The organism is Actinophytocola sp. (assembly GCF_045807065.1).
Taxonomy (GTDB): Bacteria; Actinomycetota; Actinomycetes; order Mycobacteriales; family Pseudonocardiaceae; genus Actinophytocola.
The window spans coordinates 17,108-38,698 of the sequence record NZ_JBJMIE010000802.1 but is presented as its reverse complement, the minus strand read 5'-3'; the positions used below and the strand labels follow the sequence as shown (position 1 = coordinate 38,698).

17 protein-coding genes and 2 pseudogenes are annotated in these 21,591 nt (G+C 72.3%); 5 read left to right on the top strand and 14 right to left on the bottom strand.

Annotated features, from left to right (window positions below):
• The 4 genes and pseudogenes from hisD to ACJ73U_RS46455 form a co-directional block, all read right to left on the bottom strand.
• Positions 1-1,164, bottom strand: a pseudogene (hisD, locus tag ACJ73U_RS46470) (histidinol dehydrogenase); the annotation flags it as partial.
• A 39-nt stretch (positions 1,165-1,203) separates the two neighbouring features.
• On the bottom strand, positions 1,204-2,277 hold the full coding sequence (locus tag ACJ73U_RS46465) for an alanine racemase (RefSeq protein ID WP_407784210.1): 1,074 nt from the start codon (positions 2,275-2,277) through the stop codon (positions 1,204-1,206).
• The gene (locus ACJ73U_RS46460) at positions 2,277-3,113 is read right to left on the bottom strand and encodes an amidohydrolase family protein (RefSeq protein ID WP_407784209.1); all 837 of its coding nucleotides are present in this window, start codon (positions 3,111-3,113) and stop codon (positions 2,277-2,279) included. The genes ACJ73U_RS46465 and ACJ73U_RS46460 overlap by 1 nt, the downstream gene beginning before the upstream one ends.
• Positions 3,107-4,684, bottom strand: a complete 1,578-nt coding sequence (locus ACJ73U_RS46455) for an N-acyl-D-amino-acid deacylase family protein (RefSeq protein ID WP_407784208.1) — start codon at positions 4,682-4,684, stop codon at positions 3,107-3,109. Before ACJ73U_RS46455 ends, ACJ73U_RS46460 begins: the two co-directional genes overlap by 7 nt.
• On the opposite strand from ACJ73U_RS46455, the gene ACJ73U_RS46450 reads away from it, so the two are divergent.
• The gene (locus ACJ73U_RS46450; RefSeq protein WP_407784207.1) at positions 4,683-5,060 is read left to right on the top strand and encodes a RidA family protein; all 378 of its coding nucleotides are present in this window, start codon (positions 4,683-4,685) and stop codon (positions 5,058-5,060) included. The two genes, ACJ73U_RS46455 and ACJ73U_RS46450, sit on opposite strands and share 2 nt — an antisense overlap.
• A 14-nt stretch (positions 5,061-5,074) precedes the next feature.
• On the opposite strand, the gene ACJ73U_RS46445 is transcribed toward ACJ73U_RS46450, so the two are convergent.
• From ACJ73U_RS46445 to ACJ73U_RS46405, 9 genes are all read right to left on the bottom strand, one after another.
• Positions 5,075-5,926, bottom strand: coding sequence for an IclR family transcriptional regulator (locus tag ACJ73U_RS46445; protein ID WP_407784206.1), 852 nt, complete (start codon positions 5,924-5,926; stop codon positions 5,075-5,077).
• Positions 5,926-6,915 carry an ABC transporter ATP-binding protein gene (locus tag ACJ73U_RS46440; protein WP_407784205.1) on the bottom strand — a complete coding sequence of 330 codons (990 nt, stop codon included), beginning with the start codon at positions 6,913-6,915 and terminating at the stop codon, positions 5,926-5,928. Before ACJ73U_RS46440 ends, ACJ73U_RS46445 begins: the two co-directional genes overlap by 1 nt.
• Positions 6,912-7,895, bottom strand: a complete 984-nt coding sequence (locus ACJ73U_RS46435; RefSeq protein WP_407784204.1) for an ABC transporter ATP-binding protein — start codon at positions 7,893-7,895, stop codon at positions 6,912-6,914. The genes ACJ73U_RS46440 and ACJ73U_RS46435 overlap by 4 nt, the downstream gene beginning before the upstream one ends.
• Positions 7,892-8,794, bottom strand: a complete 903-nt coding sequence (locus ACJ73U_RS46430) for an ABC transporter permease (RefSeq protein ID WP_407784203.1) — start codon at positions 8,792-8,794, stop codon at positions 7,892-7,894. The genes ACJ73U_RS46435 and ACJ73U_RS46430 overlap by 4 nt, the downstream gene beginning before the upstream one ends.
• Positions 8,791-9,750 (bottom strand): ABC transporter permease, encoded by a 960-nt coding sequence (locus ACJ73U_RS46425; protein ID WP_407784202.1) that lies wholly within the window; start codon positions 9,748-9,750, stop codon positions 8,791-8,793. Before ACJ73U_RS46425 ends, ACJ73U_RS46430 begins: the two co-directional genes overlap by 4 nt.
• Before the next feature lie 78 nt (positions 9,751-9,828).
• On the bottom strand, positions 9,829-11,418 hold the full coding sequence (locus tag ACJ73U_RS46420; RefSeq protein WP_407784201.1) for an ABC transporter substrate-binding protein: 1,590 nt from the start codon (positions 11,416-11,418) through the stop codon (positions 9,829-9,831).
• Positions 11,419-11,476: 58 nt separating this feature from the next.
• On the bottom strand, positions 11,477-12,352 hold the full coding sequence (locus ACJ73U_RS46415) for a fumarylacetoacetate hydrolase family protein (protein ID WP_407784200.1): 876 nt from the start codon (positions 12,350-12,352) through the stop codon (positions 11,477-11,479).
• Positions 12,352-13,230, bottom strand: a complete 879-nt coding sequence (locus tag ACJ73U_RS46410; protein ID WP_407784199.1) for a Gfo/Idh/MocA family protein — start codon at positions 13,228-13,230, stop codon at positions 12,352-12,354. Before ACJ73U_RS46410 ends, ACJ73U_RS46415 begins: the two co-directional genes overlap by 1 nt.
• Complete coding sequence (locus ACJ73U_RS46405) at positions 13,227-14,243, bottom strand: Gfo/Idh/MocA family protein (protein WP_407784198.1); 1,017 nt, start codon at positions 14,241-14,243, stop codon at positions 13,227-13,229. Before ACJ73U_RS46405 ends, ACJ73U_RS46410 begins: the two co-directional genes overlap by 4 nt.
• A 121-nt stretch (positions 14,244-14,364) precedes the next feature.
• Between ACJ73U_RS46405 and ACJ73U_RS46400 the strand changes: the two genes are divergently transcribed.
• The 4 genes from ACJ73U_RS46400 to ACJ73U_RS46385 all read left to right on the top strand — a co-directional run bounded on the left by ACJ73U_RS46400 (position 14,365) and on the right by ACJ73U_RS46385 (position 20,437).
• Positions 14,365-15,678 carry an aspartate aminotransferase family protein gene (locus ACJ73U_RS46400; RefSeq protein ID WP_407784197.1) on the top strand — a complete coding sequence of 438 codons (1,314 nt, stop codon included), beginning with the start codon at positions 14,365-14,367 and terminating at the stop codon, positions 15,676-15,678.
• 87 nt (positions 15,679-15,765) lie between these two features.
• Positions 15,766-17,751, top strand: coding sequence for a hypothetical protein (locus ACJ73U_RS46395; RefSeq protein WP_407784196.1), 1,986 nt, complete (start codon positions 15,766-15,768; stop codon positions 17,749-17,751).
• Positions 17,751-19,793 (top strand): alpha-galactosidase, encoded by a 2,043-nt coding sequence (locus ACJ73U_RS46390; protein ID WP_407784195.1) that lies wholly within the window; start codon positions 17,751-17,753, stop codon positions 19,791-19,793. The genes ACJ73U_RS46395 and ACJ73U_RS46390 overlap by 1 nt, the downstream gene beginning before the upstream one ends.
• Positions 19,794-19,825: 32 nt before the next feature.
• The gene (locus tag ACJ73U_RS46385) at positions 19,826-20,437 is read left to right on the top strand and encodes a phosphatase PAP2 family protein (protein ID WP_407784194.1); all 612 of its coding nucleotides are present in this window, start codon (positions 19,826-19,828) and stop codon (positions 20,435-20,437) included.
• 23 nt (positions 20,438-20,460) lie between these two features.
• On the opposite strand, the pseudogene ACJ73U_RS46380 reads toward ACJ73U_RS46385, so the two are convergent.
• Positions 20,461-21,009, bottom strand: a pseudogene (locus ACJ73U_RS46380) (ricin-type beta-trefoil lectin domain protein); the annotation flags it as partial.
• Positions 21,010-21,591: the final 582 nt, after the last annotated feature.

Genomic DNA, 21,591 nt, shown 5'->3' with positions numbered 1-21,591 from the left:
GACGCCGGGTCCGTGACCTCCTGGTAGGTGACCGTCTTCAGGTACTTGCCCACCCACAGGCCGCCCGTGTAGCGGGCCGCGCCTCTTGTCGGGAGGACGTGGTTGGTGCCGATCACCTTGTCACCGAAGGAGACGCAGGTTCCCGCGCCAAGGAACAGGGCGCCGTAGTCGGTCAGCGTGGACAGGGCCTCGCGCGGGTTGGCGGTCAGGATCTCCACGTGTTCGAACGCGTAGTCGTCGGTCAGGGCGTAGGCGTCGGCCAGGGTGTCGACCACCACCACCTCGCCGTGGTCGCGCCACGCGGGGGCCGCCATGTCGCGGGTCGGCATGCCGGGGAGGAGGCGGTCGATGTGGTCCATCGTCTGCCTGGCCAGCGACTCCGACGTCGTGATCAGCACCGCCGGGCTGTCCGGGCCGTGTTCGGCCTGGCTCAGCAGGTCCACCGCCACCGTGAACGGGTCGGCCGTGTCGTCGGCCAGGACCAGGATCTCCGTCGGGCCCGCGAACAGGTCGATGCCCACCTCGCCGAACAGCTGGCGCTTCGCCTCGGCGACATAGGCGTTGCCGGGGCCCGCCAGCATGTGCACGGCGGGCACGGTCTCGGTGCCGCACGCCAGTGCGGCGATCGCCTGCACGCCACCGAAGAGATAGATCTCGTCGGCGCCGGCCAGGTGCATGGCGGCCACCGTCGCGGCGGGGACCTCGCCGCGGATCGGTGGGGTGCAGGCGGCGACCCTGGGCACGCCGGCGACCTTCGCGGTCACGATCGTCATGTGCGCGGAGGCCACGAGCGGGTAGCGGCCGCCCGGCACGTACGCGCCCGCCGCGGCCACCGGGATGTGCTTCTGTCCCAACAGGACGCCGGGCAGGGTCGCCACCTCGAAGTCCCGCAACGACTCCCGCTGGCGCAGCGCGAACTCGCGGACCTGGCGCTGCGCGAACTCGATGTCGGATGACCTGCTCGGGCAGGCCGGCCACCGCCTTCTCGACGTCCTCCTCGGTCAGCCGGAACGACTCCGGGGACCACGCGTCGAACCGGGCCGAGTACTCGCGGACCGCCGCGTCACCGCGTTCGCGGACATCGGCGATGATCCGCTCGACGGTCTCCCGCACCTGCCTGTCGTCGGCGGCCGGGATGGCGGAGCGAGCCTTGAGAATGCGCATGCCACGAGCACACGTGAAACGGTGTTCCATGTCAAGACCTCAATAGCGGGCGGAGATCGGCCACTCGGCCAGCACCTCGGTCCCCCGCACCGCGTGGGCGCGGCTCCACATGTTCGTGGTGCCGCACGCGTGGTTGGGCACCACCCGCACGAGGTCGCCGACCGCGAAACCGCCGCTGTGGAGGAGAAACCCGTGTTCCTCGTTCGCCTCGGGGAACGTGACGCCCGGCAGCGGCACGCCGTCCGGTGCGGTGACGACGCCACCCGCCGCGGCGATCGTGTCGGAGCTCATGGCCTTCACGCCGGCGTCGATGATCGCCCGCCCGTCCCGCTGGACCGACACCACGCGGGCGAGCACGGTCAGCGCGCACCGGTCGAGCGTGGCGCTGCCCAACCGCACCTGGTTGGCGTCGAAGTACACGTACGTGCCGGGCCGGCCCTCGGTGACGCCGTCGACGAACGGCGCCGACGTGGCGCCGGGCGTCGACCCGACCGAGACGACCTCGACGGCCTGCCCCGCCGCGCGCAGGTCGGCCGCGACCGCCACCAGCCGCGCACCCGCGGCGGTTCCCGCCTGCTCCAAGGCCGGCCGGTCCGGCGCCGCCGCGATGTGGCCCTCGTGGGTCAGCACGCCGCGCAGCCGCAACCCCGGCAGGCCCGTGATGGCCGCGGCGGTGGCGACGGCACGATCGGGTTCCACCCCGAGCCGGGCGTGCCCGGTGTTCACCTCCAGCAGGAACGGGACGGTCACGCCGGCCGCGACCGCCGCCGCGGACAGCGGCCGCGCCGCCTCGACCGAGTCGAGCGTGACCGTCAGCCCGGGCGTCGCCACGGCGACCGCCACGTGCCCCGGACCCACCGGCACGTTGGCCCACAGCAGGTCCCGCACACCGCGGTCCCGCAACCACACGACCTCCGCCGCGGTCGAGCACGTCATCCCGACGGCGCCGACGTCGAGCTGGCGGCGGGCCACCTCCCAGCACTTCGACGTCTTCACGTGCGGCCGCAACGCCACCCCGGCACCGGCGAACGACCTCGCCATCGCCGCTACGTTGGTCTCCAGCCGGTCGACGTCCACCAGCAGCGCCGGGGTGTCCAGCTCACGCAGGTCCATCAGGCCAACCCCAGTGCCGCGCGCGGGTCGCCGTCCACCAGCCACTCCACGGTCTCGGGCCTGATCGCCGGATACCCGGACGGTCGCATCGCCGCCAGCTCGCGCAGGCCGGCCACCGCCTCGGCCGGCGTCCACATCGGATAGTCCGAGCCGAACAGCAGCTTGCCCACCACATCCCACTCCTGGGCACGCACGAGTGCGAGGAACCCGTCGAGCGGGCGCGCCCACGCCGCCGAGACGTCGCCGAACACGTTGCGGTTCTTGCGCAGCACGACGACGGTCTCGCGCTGCCACGGGTGGCCGAGGTGCGCGATGATCTGCCGCAGGTCCGGGTGCCGGCGCGCCACGTCGTCGACCAGCAGCGGCTCGCTCAGGTCCAGGCGCCCCTCCGGGCTGGGCGTGGCGCCCATGTGCCACAACACGATCAGGCCCGCCTCGGTGGCGGCGCGGAAGAACGCGTCGTGCACGGGATCGCGCGGGTCGAAGTGCGCCAGCACCGGGTACAGCTTGATCCCCCGCAGGCCGCGGGCGATGCCGTCGGCGAGCTGGTCCATGACGTCGGCGTCGGACAGGTCCAGCGCCATGAACCCGATCGTGTTCGTGGCCGTCGCGGCGCAGAACTCCTCGACGAACTCGTTCGGCGTGCTCACCCCGGCCCGGCTCGCACGCATGCCGAACACGAACGCGAGGTCGACCCCGGCCGCCGCCATCGCCTCGTCGTACTGCTCCGGCGTGTGGTCGGGGTAGTCGTTGCCGTACACCGGCCGCCAGTTGCGGTGCCACTCGCAGCCCCAGTGCTCACTGAGGTGGCAGTGGGTGTGCACGTCGATCAGCATGGGGCTCCCCGTTGTCGCAGTACTCGTCCCGCTCGCGTGCCGGTGTGCGTGCCACCCTCGACGGCGACCGCGCCGTTCACCAGCACCAGGTCGACGCCGGCCGCGAACCGGTGCGGGTCGGTGAACGTGGCCCGGTCGGCGAGGCGGGCCGGGTCGAACACCACGACGTCCGCGGGCGCGCCCTCGCGGAGCACACCGCGGTCCGCGAGGCCCACGCGCGCGGCCGGCGCGGACGTGCAGCGGCGGACCGCGTCGGGCAGGTCCGAGGCGTAGCGGGCGAGGTAGCGCGGGAAGCAGCCGTAGCTGCGCGGGTGCGGCACGCCGGCGCCCGTGACGCCGTCCGGGTCGAGCGCCTGCCCGTCGGACGCCACGACCGCGCTCGGGTGCGCGAGGACGGCACGCAGGTCGTCCTCGCTGCGGCCGCCGGCGGTCATCATCACGCCGGTGCCCAGCTGGGCGAGCAGGTCGAGCGCGGCCTCGTCGCCGCCCAGGTCCGCGATGGTGCGGCCGAGCGCGGGCACGGGCCGGGCGGTCCAGCTGACCGTGATCTCGTCCCACGTGGTCGGCCGGTCCCGCCACGCCTCGCGGATCCGCGCCCGCACCCCGTCGTCGGACAGCCGCGGCACCCACGCCGTCGGTCCGCCCTCCTGCGCCCACGCCGGCAGCAGCTGGGCCAGCGGTGCGTTGCCGTGCAGGTACGGGTAGATGTCCACGCCGACCGAGCAGCCCTCCGCGTTGGCCGCGTCCACGAGGTCCAGCGCGTGGCGCACGGCGCCCCAGTTGCGCCGCCCGACCGCGGCCAGGTGCGAGATCTGGGTGCGGCAGCCGGTCCGCCGGGCGACCGTGACGGCCTGGGTGACCGAGTCGATGAGCCCGTCGTCGTAGCTGCGGACGTGCCAGGTGAAGACCTTCCCGGCCGCCGCGGTGACCTCGCCGAGTGCCACGAGCTCGTCCTCGCGGGCGAACGGCAGCGGCGCGTAGACGAGGCCGGTGGACAGGCCGACCGCGCCCGCGTCGAGCGCGTCGGCCAGCAGCCCGCGCATCGTGTCCAGTTCGGCCGGGGTGGCGGCCCGGTCGGCGAACCCGCAGACCAGGGCCCGCAGCACGAGGTGCCCGACCAGGGCCGCCACGTTCACGCCCGGCCCGGCCGCGGCGACGGCGTCGAGGTAGCCGGGCAGGTCCTGCCACGTCCACGCCACGCCCGGGTCCAGGTCGAGGTAGCTGACCGCCGCCCGGAGTTCGGTGCGCGGTGGACCGGTGACGCCGAGCCCGCAGTTGCCGACGACCTCGGTGGTGACGCCCTGGTGCACCTTGCTGAGCGCCCGCGGGTCCGACAGCAGTGTCAGGTCCGAGTGGGTGTGGATGTCCACGAAGCCCGGGCAGACGACCCGACCGGACACGTCGACGTGGCGCACGTCGCTCGGCAGGTCGTCCGTAGGCAGGTTGTCGCCGACGGCCGCGATCCGGCCGTCCCGCACCAGGACCGTCGCGTAGCGGCCGGGCGCGCCGGTGCCGTCCACGACCAGTCCCCCGGTCAGCGCCAGACCTGGAACGTGGTTCCATGTCCTCATGGTCGAACGATTCCATCCCGCGGGCTTCCCCGCACCTGCCGTGCCGCTGTCACACGCCACCAAGGCGGGCGGCTTCGTCTACGTGTCGGGCCAGGTGGCCACCGACGCCGACAACAAGGTCTACCTCGGCGACTTCACCAGCGAGGTCGAGAAGGTGCTGGACAACGTCGAGGCCGTGCTGCACGCCGCCGGCGCGCGCCTGGACCAGCTGGTGAAGATCGGCGCGTTCCTGTCCAACGCGACGCTCTTCAAGCCCTTCAACGAGGTCTACGCACGCCGCTTCGGCGACGCCCCGCCGGCCAGGACCACTGTGGTCGTCGACTTCGGACACCCGGACGTCCGGGTCGAGGTCGAGGCGATCGCCTACGTGGGCTGAGCACACGGCCGGGATCACGCGCCCGCCGATCGCAGCGACCGGTGCACGATCCGCAACGCCGTCGTGAAGTCCGGGTCGGCCGCCATCCTCTTCGCCACCTCGTCCAGCATCGCGACGTACTCGTGCTGCTTCGCGGTGCCGAACTCACCGGTCGGCCCGGACACCGACAGTGCGGCGAGGTTCTCCCCGGCGACCGGCACCGGCACGGCGACGCACCGCAGCCCGCTGCTGCGCTCGTTGTCGTCGAGCGCGTAGCCGCGGCGCGCGGTCCTGCGCAGGTCGCGGCGCAGGTCCTCGAGCGTGGTGATGGTGTTCCCGGTGAAGGCGTCGAACGGCTCGGCCGGCACCGTCCGCGCCACCTGCTCGTCGGTGAGGTCGGACAGCAGCACCTTGCCCAGGCCGGTGCAGTAGGTGTGGTCGCGCGAGCCGAGGGCGGTGGTGAACCGCAGCGGCCGGTCCGGCTCCGCGACGCAGATGTGCAACACCTGGTCGCCGTCGAGCACGCCGAGGTTCGCGGTCTGCCCGGTGCCCTCGGCGAGAGGCTTGAGGTACTCCTGCGCCACGACCGTGAGGTCCAGGGTGGACACGTACGAGCTGGCGAGCCGGTGCACCTTGTGGCCGAGCCGGTAGGAGGGCCGCTCGTCGATGCGGACCACGTACTCCATCTCGCCCAGCACGGCCAGCAGCCGCACGAGCGTGCTCTTGGGTAAGGCCGTGGCGGCGCTGAAGTCGTTCAGCGTCAACGGCTCGGTCGACGCGGCCAGCATCTCCAGCAGCGCGAGGCCGCGGGCCAGCGCGTTGGCGTGGTAGTTCGCCGACGCGGGTTTCGAGTCGTCGACCGACACCTGTCGGGTCGTACGGGCCATCACACGCTCCTAACCGGAGTGATCTCGGGGAAGTGGCACGCACTCGGGTGCCCGACGCCGAGCCGGTCGGCGAGCACGGGTGCCTCCTGCGCGCAGACATCCTGCGCCTTCCAGCACCGGGTGCGGAACCGGCACCCGCTCGGCGGGTTGCTGGCGCTGGGGACGTCGCCGGTCAGCGTGATCCGCTCCCTGGTGGCGCGGCTCGCCGGGTCCGGCACGGGGATGGCCGAGAGCAGCGCCTGCGTGTACGGGTGCGTGGGCTTGGTGAAGATGTCCGCGCGGGTCCCGGTCTCCACGATGCTGCCCAGGTACATCACGGCGACCCGGTGGGAGATGTGCCGGACCACCGACAGGTTGTGGGAGATGAACAGGTACGCGAGGCCGAGCCGCTGCTGCAGGGCGCGCAGCTGGTTGATCACCTGTGCCTGCACGGACACGTCCAGCGCGCTGACCGGCTCGTCCAGCACGATCAGCTTCGGGTCGAGCGCGAGCGCCCTGGCGAGCCCGACGCGCTGGCGCTGGCCGCCGGAGAACTCGTGCGCGTAGCGGCGGGCGTGCTCGGGGCGCAGGCCGACCATGTCGAGCAGCTCCCGCACGCGATCACTCCCGCCGTCGCGGTAGCGGCCCTGCACGCGCAGCGGCTCGGCGATGATGTCGTGCACGGTCATGCGCGGGCTGAGGGAGGCGTACGGGTCCTGGAACATGATCTGGATGTCCTGGCGTCGCGGTCGCAGCTCGCGTTGGGACAGGGTGGACAGGTCGGTGCCGTCGAACTCGATGCGGCCGGCGGTCGGCTCCAGCAGGCGCACGAGCAGCCGGCCGGTGGTCGACTTGCCGCAACCCGACTCCCCCACCAGCGACAGGGTCTCACCGGCGTCCAGCTCCAGGTCCACGTCGTCCACCGCGCGGATCCGCCCGACCGTGCGGCGCAGCACGCCCTTGCGGACCGGGAAGTGCTTGGACAGGCCCTCGACCTTCAACAGGGTCACGTGCCCACCTCCTCGGCGTAGTGGCAGGCGCTGCGCCGGCCCGGGGCGACCTCGCGCAGGCCGGGCCGTTCGGTGACGCAGCGTTCGCGGGCGAGGGGGCAGCGCGGGTGGAACGGGCACCCGGACGGCGGGTCGATCATGTTCGGCGGGTTGCCGGGGATGGCGTTCAGCTCGTCGGTGTCGATGTCCATCCTGGGCAGGCTCGCGAGCAGGCCGACCGTGTACGGGTGCCTCGGCTGGGCGAACAGGGCCTCGACCCCGGCGGTCTCGACCACCCGGCCCGCGTACATGACCACCACCCGGTCGGCCAGCTCGGCGACCACGCCCAGGTCGTGGGTGATCAGCACGGTCGCCGCGCCGGTCTCGCGCTGGGCCTTGCGGACCAGTTCGAGCACCTGCGCCTGGATGGTCACGTCCAGTGCCGTGGTCGGCTCGTCCGCGATGATCAGGTCCGGGTCGTTGGCGATGGCCATCGCGATCATGGCGCGTTGGCGCATGCCGCCGGAGAACTCGTGCGGGTACTGCCTCGCCCGCTGCGCCGCGTCCGGCACGCCGACCAGGCCCAGCAGGTCCACGGCCCGCCGGCGGGCGGCCCTGCGGTCCCGTTCGGCCTGGTGCAGCAGCACGGCCTCGGCGATCTGGTCGCCGATGGTCATCACCGGGTTCAGCGCGGTCATCGGGTCCTGGAAGATCATCCCGACCGGGCCGCCCCGCAGGGCGCGCAGGTCGGCGGGTGACAGGGTCCGCAGGTCGTGGTCGCGGAACGTCAGCACGTCCGCGCTCACCCGCGCGGGCGGCTCACGCAGGAGCCGCAGCACCGACATGGCGGTCACGCTCTTCCCGGACCCCGACTCGCCGACCACGGCGACGATCTCGCCGGGGAACACCTCGAGGTCGACCCCGTCGACCGCGTGCACGACCCCGTCGTCGGTCGGGAAGTCGACGCGGAGGGACTCGATGCGGAGTAGTGGCTGAGTCATGACTGCCTCGGGTCCACGGCGTCGCGGAGACCGTCGCCGATGAAGTTGACGGCCAGGACGGTGAGGGCGACCGCGATGCCCGGGGAGAGCCACAGCCACGGCTGGTCGGCGATCACGGTCAGGCTCTGTGCGTCGGTGAGCATGTTGCCCCAACTGGCCGTCGGCGGCTGCACGCCGAGGCCGAGGAACGAGAACGTCGCCTCCATGCCGATGGCCTGCGCGGTGGCGAACGTGGCCGCCACGCAGATCGGCGGCAGCGCGGCCGGGATGATGTGCCTGAGCATGAGCCACCCCGACCCGGCGCCCGCGGCCCGCGCGGCGAGGAGGTACTCGTGCTCGCGCAGCGACAGCGTGACGCCGCGGACGATGCGGCCGCACACGGGCCACTGGAACAACCCGATCGCGATGATCATCGTCGGCACGCTCGGGCCGAGCACGCCGGCCACGACCACGATCACCACCAGGGTCGGGAACGACATGAAGATGTCGGCGAGCCGCATGACCACCGTGTCCACCCAGCGGCCGAGCAGCCCGGCGAAGCTGCCCAGCAGCGACCCGAGCACGACCGCGAGGGCCGCGGCGGCGAGCCCGACGCCCAGCGAGACCCGGGCGGCGTGCAGGAGCCGGGAGAACACGTCGCGCCCGGTCGGGTCGGTGCCGAGCCAGTGCGCAACCGACGGCGCCTCACGGGCGTGCAGCAGGTCGACCGCGTTGGGGTCGTGCCCGGAGATCGCCCCGGCGAACACCGCGGCGGCGATCACCAGCAGCAGGAACACCACGCTCGCCAGCGCGAGGGGGTGGCGGCGGAACCGGCGCAGCCCCGTGCGCCACGGCGTCCGGGCCGAGACGGTCGCCCCGGCCACGGACTCGGCCGGAAGGTCCGCGGGGATGTCGGTCATCGCAGCCTCACCCTCGGGTCGACGACGGTGTAGAGGACGTCGGCCAGGAGGTTGAACACCAGCACGAGGATCGCGACGAGCAGCGCGAAGCCGACGATCACCGAGTAGTCCTGCTGCCTGACCGAGCTGACCGCGAGCTGCCCCATCCCGGGCCACGCGAACACCTGCTCGATGACCACCGCGCCGGCGAGCAGCTGGCCCATGTTGCTGGCGATCACGGTCAGCACCGGGATCAGCGAGTTGCGCAGCGCGTGCCGGTAGACGACGCGGCGCGGTGAGGCGCCCTTGGCCTCCGCGGTCCGCACGTAGTCCGCACCCAGCTCGGTGATCATGCTGCCGCGGATGTAGCGCAGGTAGGTGCCGGTGTTGGCGATGCCCAGGATCAACGCCGGCAGGACCAGGTGCCGCACGGAGTCCAGCAACCCCGGGTTCGCCGGGTCGGCGATGCCCGAGGACGGCAGCAGCTGGAACCGCAGGGTGAACAGGTAGATCGCGAGCAGCGCCAGGAAGAACACCGGGATCGACACCGAGCCGAGGCTGACCACGGCGGTGCCGTAGTCCCAGACCGAGTTCTTCCGCCGCGCCGCGAGGATGCCGAGCGGGAACGCGACGAGCAGCGAGATCACCAGGCCGACGAGCATCAGCTCGACCGTCGGGCCGATCCGCTCCCCCAGCAACTCGGTGACCGGGCGGCCGTTGAGCAGGGAGTAGCCGAGGTCGCCCCGGAGCGCGCCCGTCAGCCAGTACCAGTACTGCACGAACACCGGCCGGTCCAGGCCGAGCGCGTGCCGCTGCTGGGCGATGTACTCGGCGCTGCCGGAGTTGAGCTGGTCCGCCGGGATCCGCATCGCGATCGGGTCGCCGGGCGCCTTGTGCACCAGCCAGAAGATCGCGACGGTGATCAGGAAGAACACCAGCACGTTGGTCGCCAGCCGCCGCACCAGGTACGCACCCATCTCTCGCCTCCCTTCGCTCGCTCGTGGTGGGTCAGGGTGGCGGGCGCGTGCCCGCCACCTCGTCAGTCCGTCAGTAGGTCAGCCGATGCTCCAGCTCGCCGGGTCCCAGAAGGCGGAGTCCTGCGAGCCCGCCGCCTTGAAGCCCTTGACGCGGTCGTTCACGCCCCACAGCCCGTTGGGCGAGTACAGCCACATCAGGTCGGCCTGCGCGTTCTCCTCCTTGGCCGCCCTGTCGTAGAGCGACTTGCGCTCCTTGTCGTCGACGGTCGCGTTGGCCTGGGTCATCAGCGTGTCCAGGGCCGGGTCGCAGAACTGGTTGATGTTGCCGCCGGCCGGGAACCGCTGCGCGCAGGCGGTGATGTAGATGATGCTCGACGAGTCGATCGCGTAGTTGCCGCCGCCGTAGAGCGTCATGTCGTAGGACTTGTCCTGGTAGCTCTTGGAGATCTGCGCGGCCTGGACGTTGACCAGGTTCACCTTCACCCCGACCGCGGCGAGCTGGTTCTGGATGATCGTCGAGGTCGCGTCGCGGTCGCGCTGGCCCTGCACCCACTGGAGGTTGATCGTGCGGTTGGGGTCCCAGCCCGCCGCGGCGAGCAGCTGCTTGGCCTTGGCCGGGTCGTAGGAGTAGTCGTTGAGCCCCTTCGGCTCGTTGTCCTTGGCGAAGTCGGACAGCCGCACCTCGCCCTTGCCGGCGAGCACGGTCTTCACGATCTGCTCGCGGTCGATCGCGTACAGGAACGCCTGCCGCACCCGCGCGTCGGCGAAGTAGTCCTTCGACTGGTTCAGCGCGATGCGCACGAACCCCGCACCCGGCTTCTCCTGCGTGGACACGCCGTTGAACTTGCTGACGGTGTCGACGTCGGTCGGCGAGTAGGACGCGATGTCGATGCCGCCGTTGCCCAGCTGCGCGGTGGCCGCGTCGGAGGTCATCGGCTTGAGGTACACGTCCTTGATCTTCGCCGGGCTGCGGTAGTTCGGGTTCGCGGTGACGTGCACGTACTGGTTCGTCCTGTACTCGACGAACTTGTACGGCCCGATGGTCACCTTGGGCTCGCGGAAGAACTCGTTCTTCGCGATGTCGGCCGACGGCGTGGTGCCGAGGACGTGCTCGGGCAGGATGTAGGCGATGCCGATCTGCGAGACCAGGCCGTAGTTCGGCGCGGCGGCCCTGATGACGAACGTGTCGTCGTCCGGCGCGGAGAAGCCGGCGATCTCGCTCGTCCTACCGGCCACGAAGTCCGCGACGCCGGCCACCGCGGTGTAGAGCCCGGCCGTGGCGCTGCCCGACTTGGGGTCGGCCAGCAGCTTGTAGGTGTAGAGCACGTCCTTGGACGTGAACGGCTTGCCGTCGCTCCACTTGAGACCCTTGCGGAGCTTGAAGGTGAACGTGGTCGCGTCCGGGGACACCTCGTAGCTCTGGGCGAGCCTCGGCTGGAGCTCGTAGTCCGGGTCCACGCCCAGCAGGCCCTCGTACAGGAACGACATGACCTGGTTGTCCGGGCCGCTGCTCGGGGCGAGCGGGCCGAACAGCCCGGCGGGTTCCTGGTACAGGTACACGTTCAGGGACGTGGAGCCGGAGGAACCGCTGCCGGTGTTCCGCGGGCCGGCGCAGCCCGCGAGCGCGAGCGCGGCGATCGCCAGCGCGGCGACGAACTTTCGACGCATGGGAGTGCCTCTCTGAGCGGGGCTCGCGGAGCGAACATCGCTCTGGTGGGGAAGGAGCCTAGGAGACCGTGTTGCGCAGCGTGCCGAGCGGGCCGACGGTGACAGTCATCTCGTCACCGGAGGCCAGGTACTCGCCGGTGGCGGCGCCGACGCCGGACGGGGTGCCGGTCTGGATGACGTCGCCCGGTTCGAGGGTCATCACCCGCGACGCGTGGGCCACCAGCTCGGCGACCGTGAAGATCATGTCCTTCGTGGACCCGCGCTGCCGGGTCACACCGTTGACGGCCAGCTCGACCGACAGCGCCTGCGGGTCGGGCACCTCGTCGGCGGACACCAGCCACGGGCCGAGCGGCGCGAACCCGTCGCACCACTTGCCGGCGAGCCAGTCGAAGAACCAGACGGCCTTGTCCTCGGTGTCGCGCTCGTAGCCGAGGTCGATCGAGCGGGCGGACACGTCGTTGGAGGTCAGGTAGCCGGCGACCACGTCCAGCGCGTCCTCGACGCCGACGTGGCGCACGCGCCTGCCGATCACGACCGCCAGCTCGGCCTCCCAGTCGACCTCCGCGCTGATGTCGGGCAGCGGGATCTCCGCGCCGGGACCGACGATGGAGCTGGCCGGCTTGAGGAACAGCCGGGGCGAGATCCGGGACTTGTCGAGCGGCGGCGCGCCGGTCTCGGTGACGTGGTCCTGGTAGTTCGCGGCGGCGGCGAGGAGCTTGCCCGGCCGCGGCAGCGGGGCCAGCAGCGCCACGTCGGCGAGCGCGTGCTCGCCCTTCGCGGCGGGCAGGGCGTCCTCGGTCAGCGGGAAGACCGCCTCGAGCAGGCCCCCGAGGTCGCCGTCGCCGAGTTCGGCCACCCGGCCCGTGCCGTCGGAGCCGGTGACGAGCCGTCCGTGCCGCACGGCGCCCGCGCGGCGGTAGGTGACGAGACGCATCAGTCGCGACCCTCCAGTATGGTCGGTTGGCCGGAGTCCAGGGCGCGTTGTGCCGCCTCGACCACGCGCTGGGCGCGGACGGCGTCGGCGGCGCCCAGCTCGGCGCGGCCGGTGCGCACGCCGGTGGACAGCACGTCGAGCAGGGCGTACACGGTGTTCGGGCCGGCCCAGAAGCCGGCGGCCCGCTCCGCGGTGCGCACCCGCACGGCCGGCTTGGTGGCGTCGACGGCGAGCACGCCGTGCGAGCCGCTGATCCGGTAGCGGTGCACGGCGAGCCCGGCGGGCGGAACGTCACCGAGCGTGGTCACGCGTCCACAGAGGATCGTGCTGGTGACGCCGTGGTCGTGGTCGAGCAGCAGGGTGACGAGGTCGGGCGCGCCGACCGCCTGCACGCGCCGCACCGCAAGGCCGAGCAGCGCGTGCACGGCGTCGATCGGGTACAGCGCGAGGTTCACCAGCTCGCCGGTCGGCGCGGGGTCGCCGCCCGCGACGAGGAAGTCGCACTGCACGTTCCACGGCAGGCCGACGCGGCCACCCCGCACGGCGGCCGCGGCCGAGCGCAGGGCGGCGCCGAGCCGCTGGTGGTGGGCCGGCACGACCAGCACGCCGTGTTCCTCCGCGAGCCGGGCGATGCCGGCGCACTCGGCGGCGGTCGCGGCCATCGGCTTGTCGGCCAGCACGTGCTTGCCGGCACGCACGAGCCGGCCGATGGTCTCGGCCCGCTGACCGAGCGGCACGGCGACGCTCACGACCTCGGCCTTGGCGAGGTCGTCGACGACCTGGAAGTCCGGGTGCGCCTCGAAGGCCGGGCGGTACATGGCGTTCTGGTGGTCCTGGGTGCCGATGCCGGCGGCGCCCTCCAGGTACACGGTGATCACGCGGCGGCCCCCAGCTCGACGGGCCGGCCGGACTCGATCGACTCCTCGACGGCCACCGCCAGCTCCACCGCGCGGACCGCGTCGGCGACGGACATGGCCGGCGGCGCGCCCTCGATCGTGTCCAACCAGGACTCGAACTGGGCGCCGAAACCGTCCACGCCCGCGGCCGGCACGAGCTTCGTGCCCGCCTCGGTGAACAGGAACGCGGACTCGTCGGCCCACTCCTCGTCGATGATCCCGGCGGAGCCGACCACCCGCAGCTCGCGCAGCCCGAACGAGCCGGGCCGGTGCGCCCTGCTCATCTCGCAGACCGCGACGGCGCCGCCGGCGTACTCGACCACCATCTCCAGGTAGTCGTAGATACGCAGCTCGGCGGCGGTCTGGCGGCGGCCCCGCGCACGCACGCGGACGGGGTCGCCGGACAGCCACCAGGTGGCCAGGTCCAGGACGTGCACGCCGTTGTGCAGCGCGTGGCCGCCGGAGACGACGGGGTCGGCGGCCCAGGCGTCCCAGCCGGTCCAGATCCAGCCGCCGAGGATGGCGAGCCGGACGTGGGCGGGGGTGCCGACCGCGCCGGCGTCGATGGCGTCCTTGACCGTGCGGCCGTAGCCGTGGTGGCGGTGGGAGTGGGCCGCGGTGAGCACGCGGCCCGCCTTCGCGAACGCGTCCGCGAGGGCCTGGGCGTCGGCGACGGTCGTCGCCAGGGGCTTCTCGATCAGCAGGTGCTTGCCGGCGGCCGCGACGGCGGCACCGATGCCCAGGTGGGTGTGGTTGGGGGTGCAGACGACGACGGCGTCGACGTCCGGCCAGGCGAGTGCCTCGGCCAGGTCGTCGGTGTGCGGGACGGCGCCGTGCGACCGGGCGAAGGCCGCGGCGCGGCCCGGGTCGGCGTCGACGACTCCGGCCAGGTGAGCGCGTGCGCTCGCGGTGACGGCGGCGGCGTGCACCTCGGCGATGAACCCCGCGCCCACGAGCAGTGTGCCGATCGGACTCGGCACGGAACGTTGTTCCATGTCGGACATCTTCAGTTCGACCGGCGGCCGTGTCAAGACGGAACAAGCCTGTCGACGTTGCTCGCGGGTAAAACGTGGAACACCTTGCCATGTCCTTCGGCGCTCATCTAGCGTCGCTCGTATGCCAAGCTCTGCACACCCGCGCGGCCAGGCGATCGCGGACGCCGCGGCACGCGTGATCCCCGGTGGCGTGAACTCCTCGACGCGCTACATCGGCGCCCCCTACTCCTTCGCCGCCGCCGACGGCGCGTACGTCACCGACGCCGACGGCAACCGCTACCTCGACTACCACGCCGCGTTCGGCGCGATCCTGTTGGGCCACAACGCGCCGGCGGTCAACGACGCGGTGCGCGCCACGCTCGGCGGGGTCGACCTCGTCGGCCTCGGCGTGACCGAGCAGGAGGTGGCGCTCGCGGAGCGGGTGGTCGAGATCATGCCGTCCGCCGAGTCGATGATCGCCACGATGAGCGGGTCGGAAGCGGTCGCGCAGGCGATCCGGCTGGCCCGTGCGGTCACCGGCCGCGACCTGGTGGTGAAGTTCCAGGGCGGCTTCCACGGCTGGTCCGACGCCGTGGCCCGCAACGTGATCTCCGCGCCCGACAGGGCCTACGGCCGCGACCCGCTGTCGAGCGGCATCCTGCCCCAGGCGGTCGACTCGACGCTGATCGCGGAGTTCAACGACCTGGACTCGGTCACCGCGCTGTTCGACCAGTACCCGGACCGGGTCGCCGCGGTCATCATGGAGCCCGTCCCGCACAACGTGGGCGCGCTGCTGCCGACCGCGGAGTTCGTGTCCGGCCTGCGCAAGCTCACCGAGACGAACGACGCGCTGTTGGTCTTCGACGAGGTGATCACGGGCCTGCGGCACTCCCTCGGCGGCTACCAGCAGGTCATCGGCGCCACCCCCGACCTCACGACCTTCGGCAAGGGCCTGGGCAACGGGTTCCCGGTCGGCGGGGTCGCCGGTCGCCGGGACCTGATGGAGCACTTCAACGGCCGGACCGGTGACGTGCTGCTCGCCGGCACGTTCAACGGCAACCCGGTCGGCAGCGCCGCGGCGCTGGCCACGATCGGCTACCTGCAGGAGCACCCGGACTTCTACGAGCGCACCTTCGCGCTCGGCGACCGGATACGCACCGGGCTGGCCGAGATCGTCACCGAACTGGACGTCGAGGCGACCGTCGCCGGGTTCGGCGGGGTGTTCGTCCTCTACTTCGCGAAGCCGCCGATCCTCGGCTACCGGGACCTCATGCGCAACAACGACGAGGCCTACGTGGCGTTCCACCGGGGCATGACCGAGCGGGGCTTCCTCATGCTGCCGATGTCGTTGAAGCGCAACCACATCTCCGGTGCGCACACGGCCGAGGACGTGGCACGCACGCTGGAGGCGGCCCGCGACGTGCTGGGCGAGCTGCGGAAGGCCGGGACGGTCTGACGACCGCCGGCGGAGCGTGTGCCCGTTGACATGGAACGGCGTTCCATACACCCTGGCGACGTTCCCCGCCGTCCCGCTGGAGGGCCGATGAGACTTCGCAAACCCCTGCTGACAACACTTGTCCTCCTCACCGCCGTCGTCGCCGCGCTGCCCGCGTCGGCGGCGGTCCGGACCCCGCCGACCACTGTGGACACCACGACCGGGCTCCTGCCCAACGGCGGGTTCGACATCGGCGACCGGTCCGGTCATCCCCTCGCGTGGGCCGTGGACGGCAACGCCGCCGGCGCCACGGTGGTCAACCTCTCCGCCTACCGCAGTGCCGGACTCGGTTCGCTGCAGACCACCAACACCAACGGTGCGAGCGTGAGCGTGACGAGCCAGCGCATCGTCGCCGCGCCGGGCAACGAGTTCGCGCTCACCGCGAAGCTGAAGGGGCGCAGCGGCACGCCGCCAGCCCTGTCGCTGGTCTTCACGAGCTTCGAGAACACCGTGCTGGACACCCGGGCGGTGAGCCCGGCGGCCGGCCTGGACTGGCAGACGGTCACCGTCACCGGGGTCGCCCCGGCCGGCACGTCGAACGTGTCCGTGCGGATCGCCGCCGGTGCCGACCAGGTCGGCCAGTACTACTGGGACCAGGTGACGCTGCTGAAGGCACCGGCGCCCTACGACCCGAACCTGGGCACCGCGCGGGAGCTGTTCCTCGACGACTACCGCATCGAGTCCACCAAGGACGTCGGCCGGGTCGTGCACCCGGCAAAGAAGCTGCCCGACCCGGTCATCTCACCGGAGTTCCCGTGGGAGTCCTCCGCCTACATCTACGGCTCGGTCTTCAGGATCGGTGACGTGTACCGGATGTGGTACGACTGCAACAACGACGTCTCCCCCGGCTACTACCTCTGCTACGCGGAAAGCCGTGACGGCGTGCACTGGGACAAGCCGCTGGGCCGGGGGAACCTGGGGTACAAGGACATCCCGGCGTCGCGGACGAATCTGGTCATCGCGGGTGGTGGCACGGTCGCGTACAACCCGAAGGCCGCGCCGGACCACCGGTTCGCGCTGATGCAGTTCCACAGCGGCGTCGTCAACGACACGCTCGGGTACTACGTCTACTTCTCCCCCGACGGCTACACGTGGACCGCCGGCGGCGACCGGCCGGTGCTGCTCGACGGCGACGTGTCGAACGTGACGTGGGACTCCCGCACCCAGCAGTACATCGCCACGGTCAAGAAGCGGATGTTCACCTCCGGCACGCCCGGCATCTACAACCGCTCCGCGTTCCTGTCCACGAGCAAGGACTTCCTGCACTGGAGCGCGCCGGTGCTCGCGGTGAGCGGCGACTACGCCGACAACGGCGCGGCACAGGCACTCGGCGGGTTGGAGGGGCAGATCTACGGCATGCCCGTGCTGCCCTACGAGAGCACGAACATCGGCCTGCCGTGGGTCTTCCTCATCACCAACTACACCGTGGGGTCCCAGTCGGGCGCGGGTGCCGGCCCGGTCCTGCCGGAGGTCGCGTCCTCGCGTGACCTCGTCAACTGGAGCCGGCCGGTGCGTGACCCCGTGCTGACGCCGGGCGAGCCGGGCGCGTGGGACGACGGCGCGCTCTACACCGCGTCCAACGCGCTGGTCACCGACAGGACCGTCACGATGTACTACGGCGCGTTCAACGCCGACCACGGCGGCCCGGACCTGACCGACCCGAACCACGACGACTACCTGGGCCAGAGCGGCATGGCGACGTGGCGGCGCGACGGGTTCGTGTCGATGACCAACGCGTCCCGCCCGCACAGCGGCGACCCGGGCTTCGTCGTCACGAAGCCGGTGGAGTTCACCGGGGCCACCCTGAGCGTGAACGCGGTCGTCCGCACGGGCGGTTCGCTGACGGTCGAGGTCCTCGACGCGGCGACCGAGAAGGTGATCCCCGGGTTCACGTCGCGGCCCGTCACCGGCGACCAGTACGGCGCGGACGTGCGGTGGACCGGGCACGTGCGACTGTCCACACTGGCCGGCAAGCAGGTCAAGCTCCGCTTCTCCCTCGCGGGGGCGGATCTCTACTCCTACTGGGTGAGGTAATGATCCACCGGGACGAGCCGGCCGGCACCTTTCTCCTGACCGGCGACGGGTTCGGCTACGCACTCGCCGTCGAGCCGGACGGCTCGCCCCGGCACCTGCACTGGGGCGCACCGCTCGACCCGGCCGACCCGCCGCGGCTGCTCGCCGACGCCGACGCCGCCCGCATCGGCTCCAACACGTGGTCCCGGCCCCGGGCGCACACCGAGGAGCTGGTGACCGCCGGCGGCGCCCGGTTCGACGAGTGCGCGCTCGCGCTCGCCGACGCGCCACTGGACCCGCGGTTCGTAGAGTCCGAAGTGGACGGTGATCGGCTGGCGCTCCGGCTCGCCGACGGCCCGCTGGTCGTGACGCTGCGGTACGAGGTCCGCGGGCCGGCCCTGGTCCGCGGGCTCGAACTGCACAACACCGGCGACGAGCCGGTCACGCTGACCCGGGCGTCGTCGGCGACCTGGTCGGTGCCGTGGCAGGTCGGCTACCACGCGACCACCCTCGGCGGCGGGTACGCGGCCGAGACCACCGTCCGCCGCGTGCCGCTCGGTCCGGGCAAGCTGGTGTGTGAGTCGCGGCGCGGCATCCCCGGGCACGCCTTCCAGCCGTGGCTGGCGGTCGACGACGACGCGGGCGAGGACCACGGCGAGCTGTGGAGCGTCGCCGTGGCCCACGGCGGTTCGTGGCGGATCGTCGCCGAGCTGTCCGGCGACGGGCACCTGCACCTGACCGCGGGCGCGGGCGACGCGGTCCTGCGCCTGTCCCCCGGTGCGCGGCTGCGGCTCCCCGACACGATCGGCGTCTACTCCCCCACCGGCCGGGCCGGGCTCACGCACCGCTGGCACGACTACGAACGCGAGCACGTCCTCCGCCGGCCGGACGAGGTCCGGCCGGTGCTGTACAACTCGTGGGAAGCCACGTTCTTCGCCGTCGGTCACGACGACCAGGTCGCGCTGGCCCGGCGCGCGCACGACCTCGGCGTGGAGCTGTTCGTCGTGGACGACGGCTGGTTCACCGGCCGCGACGACGACCGCGGCGGCCTGGGCGACTGGCGTGCCGACCCGGCCAAGCTGCCGGGTGGCGTGGCCGCGCTGGCCGACGAGGTGCACGCGCTGGGCATGCGGTTCGGGCTGTGGGTGGAGCCGGAGTCGGTCAACCCCGGCACCGACCTGTACCGCGACCACCCCGACTGGGTGTACCGGTGGCCGGGCCGCGAGCCGACCGCGGTCCGGCACAGCTACGGCCTCGACTTCGCCGACCCGGACGTGCGGGAGTGGGCGTTCGGCTGGCTGGACGCCCTGGTTCGCGACGGGCACGTGGACTACCTGAAGTGGGACCTCAACCGCTCCCTCACCGACGCCCCCGGGTACGCGTCCCGGTGCCACGAGGCCGGGTTCCGCGCGGTGGTCGACCGCCTGCGGGCCGCGCACCCGGACCTGTGGCTGGAGACGTGCGCCTCCGGCGGTGGCCGGGCGGACCTGGCGACGCTGTCCCGGTTCGAGACGGCCTGGCCCAGCGACAACACCGACGCGTTCGAACGCCTCGCCATCCAGGACGGGTACGCGTTCGTCCACTCCCCGCTGACGATGTCGTGCTGGGTCACCGACTCCCCCGGCTACCTCACCAGGCGCACGGTGCCGCTGGCGTTCCGCTTCCACGCCGCGATGACCGGCACGCTGGGCATCGGCGGCCGCCTGGCGGACTGGCCCGAGGCCGACCTGACCGCGGCCCGCACGTTCGTGGCGCTGTACAAGCAGATCCGCGCCACGGTGCAGCTCGGCCGCCGGTGGCGACTGCGCGCCGACCCCGACCGCACCGCGGTCTGCCACGTCGGGCAGGACGGCGGCCAGGTCGTCGTCCTCGTCTTCGCCCGCACCGTGCGCCAGAGCCACCTGGCGCCGCCGATCCGCCTGCGCGGCCTCGACCCCGACGCCCGCTACCGGGACACCACCACGGACGTGACGTACACCGGCACCTTCCTGACCCACCACGGTCTGCGGCCCGTCCTCGCCGGGGACTACGCCAGCAGCCTGGTCGTGCTCACCCGCGAGTGAGTGGTGTGGGCCGGGGGCCGTTACAGTCGATCATGCGTTACTGGCGGCCGACGGTCCTCGCCGTCGTCTGCGCGGTGCTCACCCTGGTCCCCGGGCTCGTCTTCACCGGTGACCACAGCGGCAGTGGCCTCGACGACGCCGCGCGGTCGGCGGTCACCGGGTGGCCGCGCGGCGTGTTGCGGGTGCTGGTGCTGCCGACCGAGCCGTACGTGGTGCTGCCGGCCCTGGCGCTCGTCGTCGCCTGGTGCCTCCAGCGGTCGCGGCCGTGGGACGCGGTGTTCGCCGTGCTCGGCCCCGCGGTCGCGGCCGCGGTGAACACGTGGGTGCTGAAACCGCTGTTCGACCGGTGGCAGGGGGACGCGCTCGTCTACCCCAGCGGCCACACCGTCGGCACTGTCGCGACGCTCGTCGTGGTGTTCGTGCTGGTCAGCGGGCGCGGGCGGGTGATCACCGCCGTCGTCGGCGCGGTGCTGGTCCTCGCCGGCGCGGTCGGGATGGTCGGGCTCGGGTACCACTACCTCACCGACGTCGTCGGCGGGGTGTTCTTCGCGGTCTTCGCGGTCCTCTCGGTGCGCGGCCTGCTCGTCGGACCGGGTGCGCAGCCGGCTGGGCCGCCCTCAGCAGGGCGAGGGCGGCCCAGCTGACCTCTGGCGGCCGGCAGGTGCCAGACCTGGCTGGCCGCCCCGCCGCAGTCCCAGATCACCAGGCGGGTGCCCTCGGCAGAGCTACCGCCCGTGGTGTCCAGGCAGCGGCCGGATCCCGGGTTGCGCAGTGCGCCGTTCGACTGCGGCTCCCACGTCTGGGCGCCGGTGCCGTTGCAGGTCCACAGCTGGATCTGGGTGCCGTTCGTCGTGCCGCTGAACGCCACGTCCAGGCACTTGCCCAGCGCGGAGACCACACCGCCACGCACGGTCCACTGCTGCGCGCCGGTGCTGTTGCACGTCCACAGCTGGACCGGGGTGCCGTCCGCGGTGTTGCTGTTCTGGACGTCGACGCACCGGCCGCCGATGCCGGTGATCGGGCCCGCGCCACCCGTCGACCCGGTCAGGTACTGGCTGTTCGCCACGTTCCAGTGGGTCGCCAGGTAGCTGCCGGCGGGTGGGTTGGTGTGGAAGTAGTCGTCACCGTCGCAGTCGATCTGGTTCTCCGGCGCGCCCGGGCACACCTTGACCAGTCCGCCCGGCGGGTTGGGCAGGCCGCCGTCGTCGTAGCACATGATGTCCTCGTCGTCCCAGCAGTGGCCGTACGCCGACGAGTGCGGGGCGCTGCGTTGCACGGCGCCGAGCGTGTGCAGCAGCTCGTGCCCGCTGGCCTGCCACGACCAGCAGTCCGTGCCGAGGGTGGCGTAGTGCGGGCCGGCGTTGTACGGGTTGTCCGCCCCCGGCCGGTCGTCGCCGCCGTTGCCGAACGCGAGGCCGCAGCCGGAGCTCTCGTACCAGTACAGGTACTTGCGGTCCGACCGGTTGTAGCCGCGGGCCTTGAGCGCGTCGGTGATCGTGTCCACGTTGGTCATCGACGACTGCGGGATGACCACGTTGTCCACCACCGCCCGGCACGCCGCGTTCGTCACGAACCGCACGTGCCGCACGCCGCCGCCGGTGCGGGCCGCCGCCTCCACGAAGGCCTGGTCGATCTGGTCCGCGAACGACTGGAACTGGCCGGCGAACTGGTTGTACCGGTCCGCCGTCTGGTCGCCGCGCACGTAGATCGCCTGGACCCGCCTGCCGCTGACCCCGTCGCCGTCGCAGATGGTCGCCGCCGCGCTGAGCGCCGGCACCGGGCCGGCGTCGGCGAAGGC

Coding starts and splice junctions, on each gene's coding strand:
- ACJ73U_RS46385 (WP_407784194.1), top strand. CDS start 19,826: ATGCGTTACTGGCGGCCGACGGTCCTCGCCGTCGTCTGCGCGGTGCTC.
- ACJ73U_RS46400 (WP_407784197.1), top strand. CDS start 14,365: ATGCCAAGCTCTGCACACCCGCGCGGCCAGGCGATCGCGGACGCCGCG.
- ACJ73U_RS46460 (WP_407784209.1), bottom strand. CDS start 3,113: ATGCTGATCGACGTGCACACCCACTGCCACCTCAGTGAGCACTGGGGC.
- ACJ73U_RS46435 (WP_407784204.1), bottom strand. CDS start 7,895: ATGACTCAGCCACTACTCCGCATCGAGTCCCTCCGCGTCGACTTCCCG.
- ACJ73U_RS46390 (WP_407784195.1), top strand. CDS start 17,751: ATGATCCACCGGGACGAGCCGGCCGGCACCTTTCTCCTGACCGGCGAC.
- ACJ73U_RS46450 (WP_407784207.1), top strand. CDS start 4,683: ATGGTCGAACGATTCCATCCCGCGGGCTTCCCCGCACCTGCCGTGCCG.
- ACJ73U_RS46415 (WP_407784200.1), bottom strand. CDS start 12,352: ATGCGTCTCGTCACCTACCGCCGCGCGGGCGCCGTGCGGCACGGACGG.
- ACJ73U_RS46405 (WP_407784198.1), bottom strand. CDS start 14,243: ATGGAACAACGTTCCGTGCCGAGTCCGATCGGCACACTGCTCGTGGGC.
- ACJ73U_RS46465 (WP_407784210.1), bottom strand. CDS start 2,277: ATGGACCTGCGTGAGCTGGACACCCCGGCGCTGCTGGTGGACGTCGAC.
- ACJ73U_RS46430 (WP_407784203.1), bottom strand. CDS start 8,794: ATGACCGACATCCCCGCGGACCTTCCGGCCGAGTCCGTGGCCGGGGCG.
- ACJ73U_RS46425 (WP_407784202.1), bottom strand. CDS start 9,750: ATGGGTGCGTACCTGGTGCGGCGGCTGGCGACCAACGTGCTGGTGTTC.
- ACJ73U_RS46395 (WP_407784196.1), top strand. CDS start 15,766: ATGAGACTTCGCAAACCCCTGCTGACAACACTTGTCCTCCTCACCGCC.
- ACJ73U_RS46445 (WP_407784206.1), bottom strand. CDS start 5,926: ATGGCCCGTACGACCCGACAGGTGTCGGTCGACGACTCGAAACCCGCG.
- ACJ73U_RS46420 (WP_407784201.1), bottom strand. CDS start 11,418: ATGCGTCGAAAGTTCGTCGCCGCGCTGGCGATCGCCGCGCTCGCGCTC.
- ACJ73U_RS46455 (WP_407784208.1), bottom strand. CDS start 4,684: ATGAGGACATGGAACCACGTTCCAGGTCTGGCGCTGACCGGGGGACTG.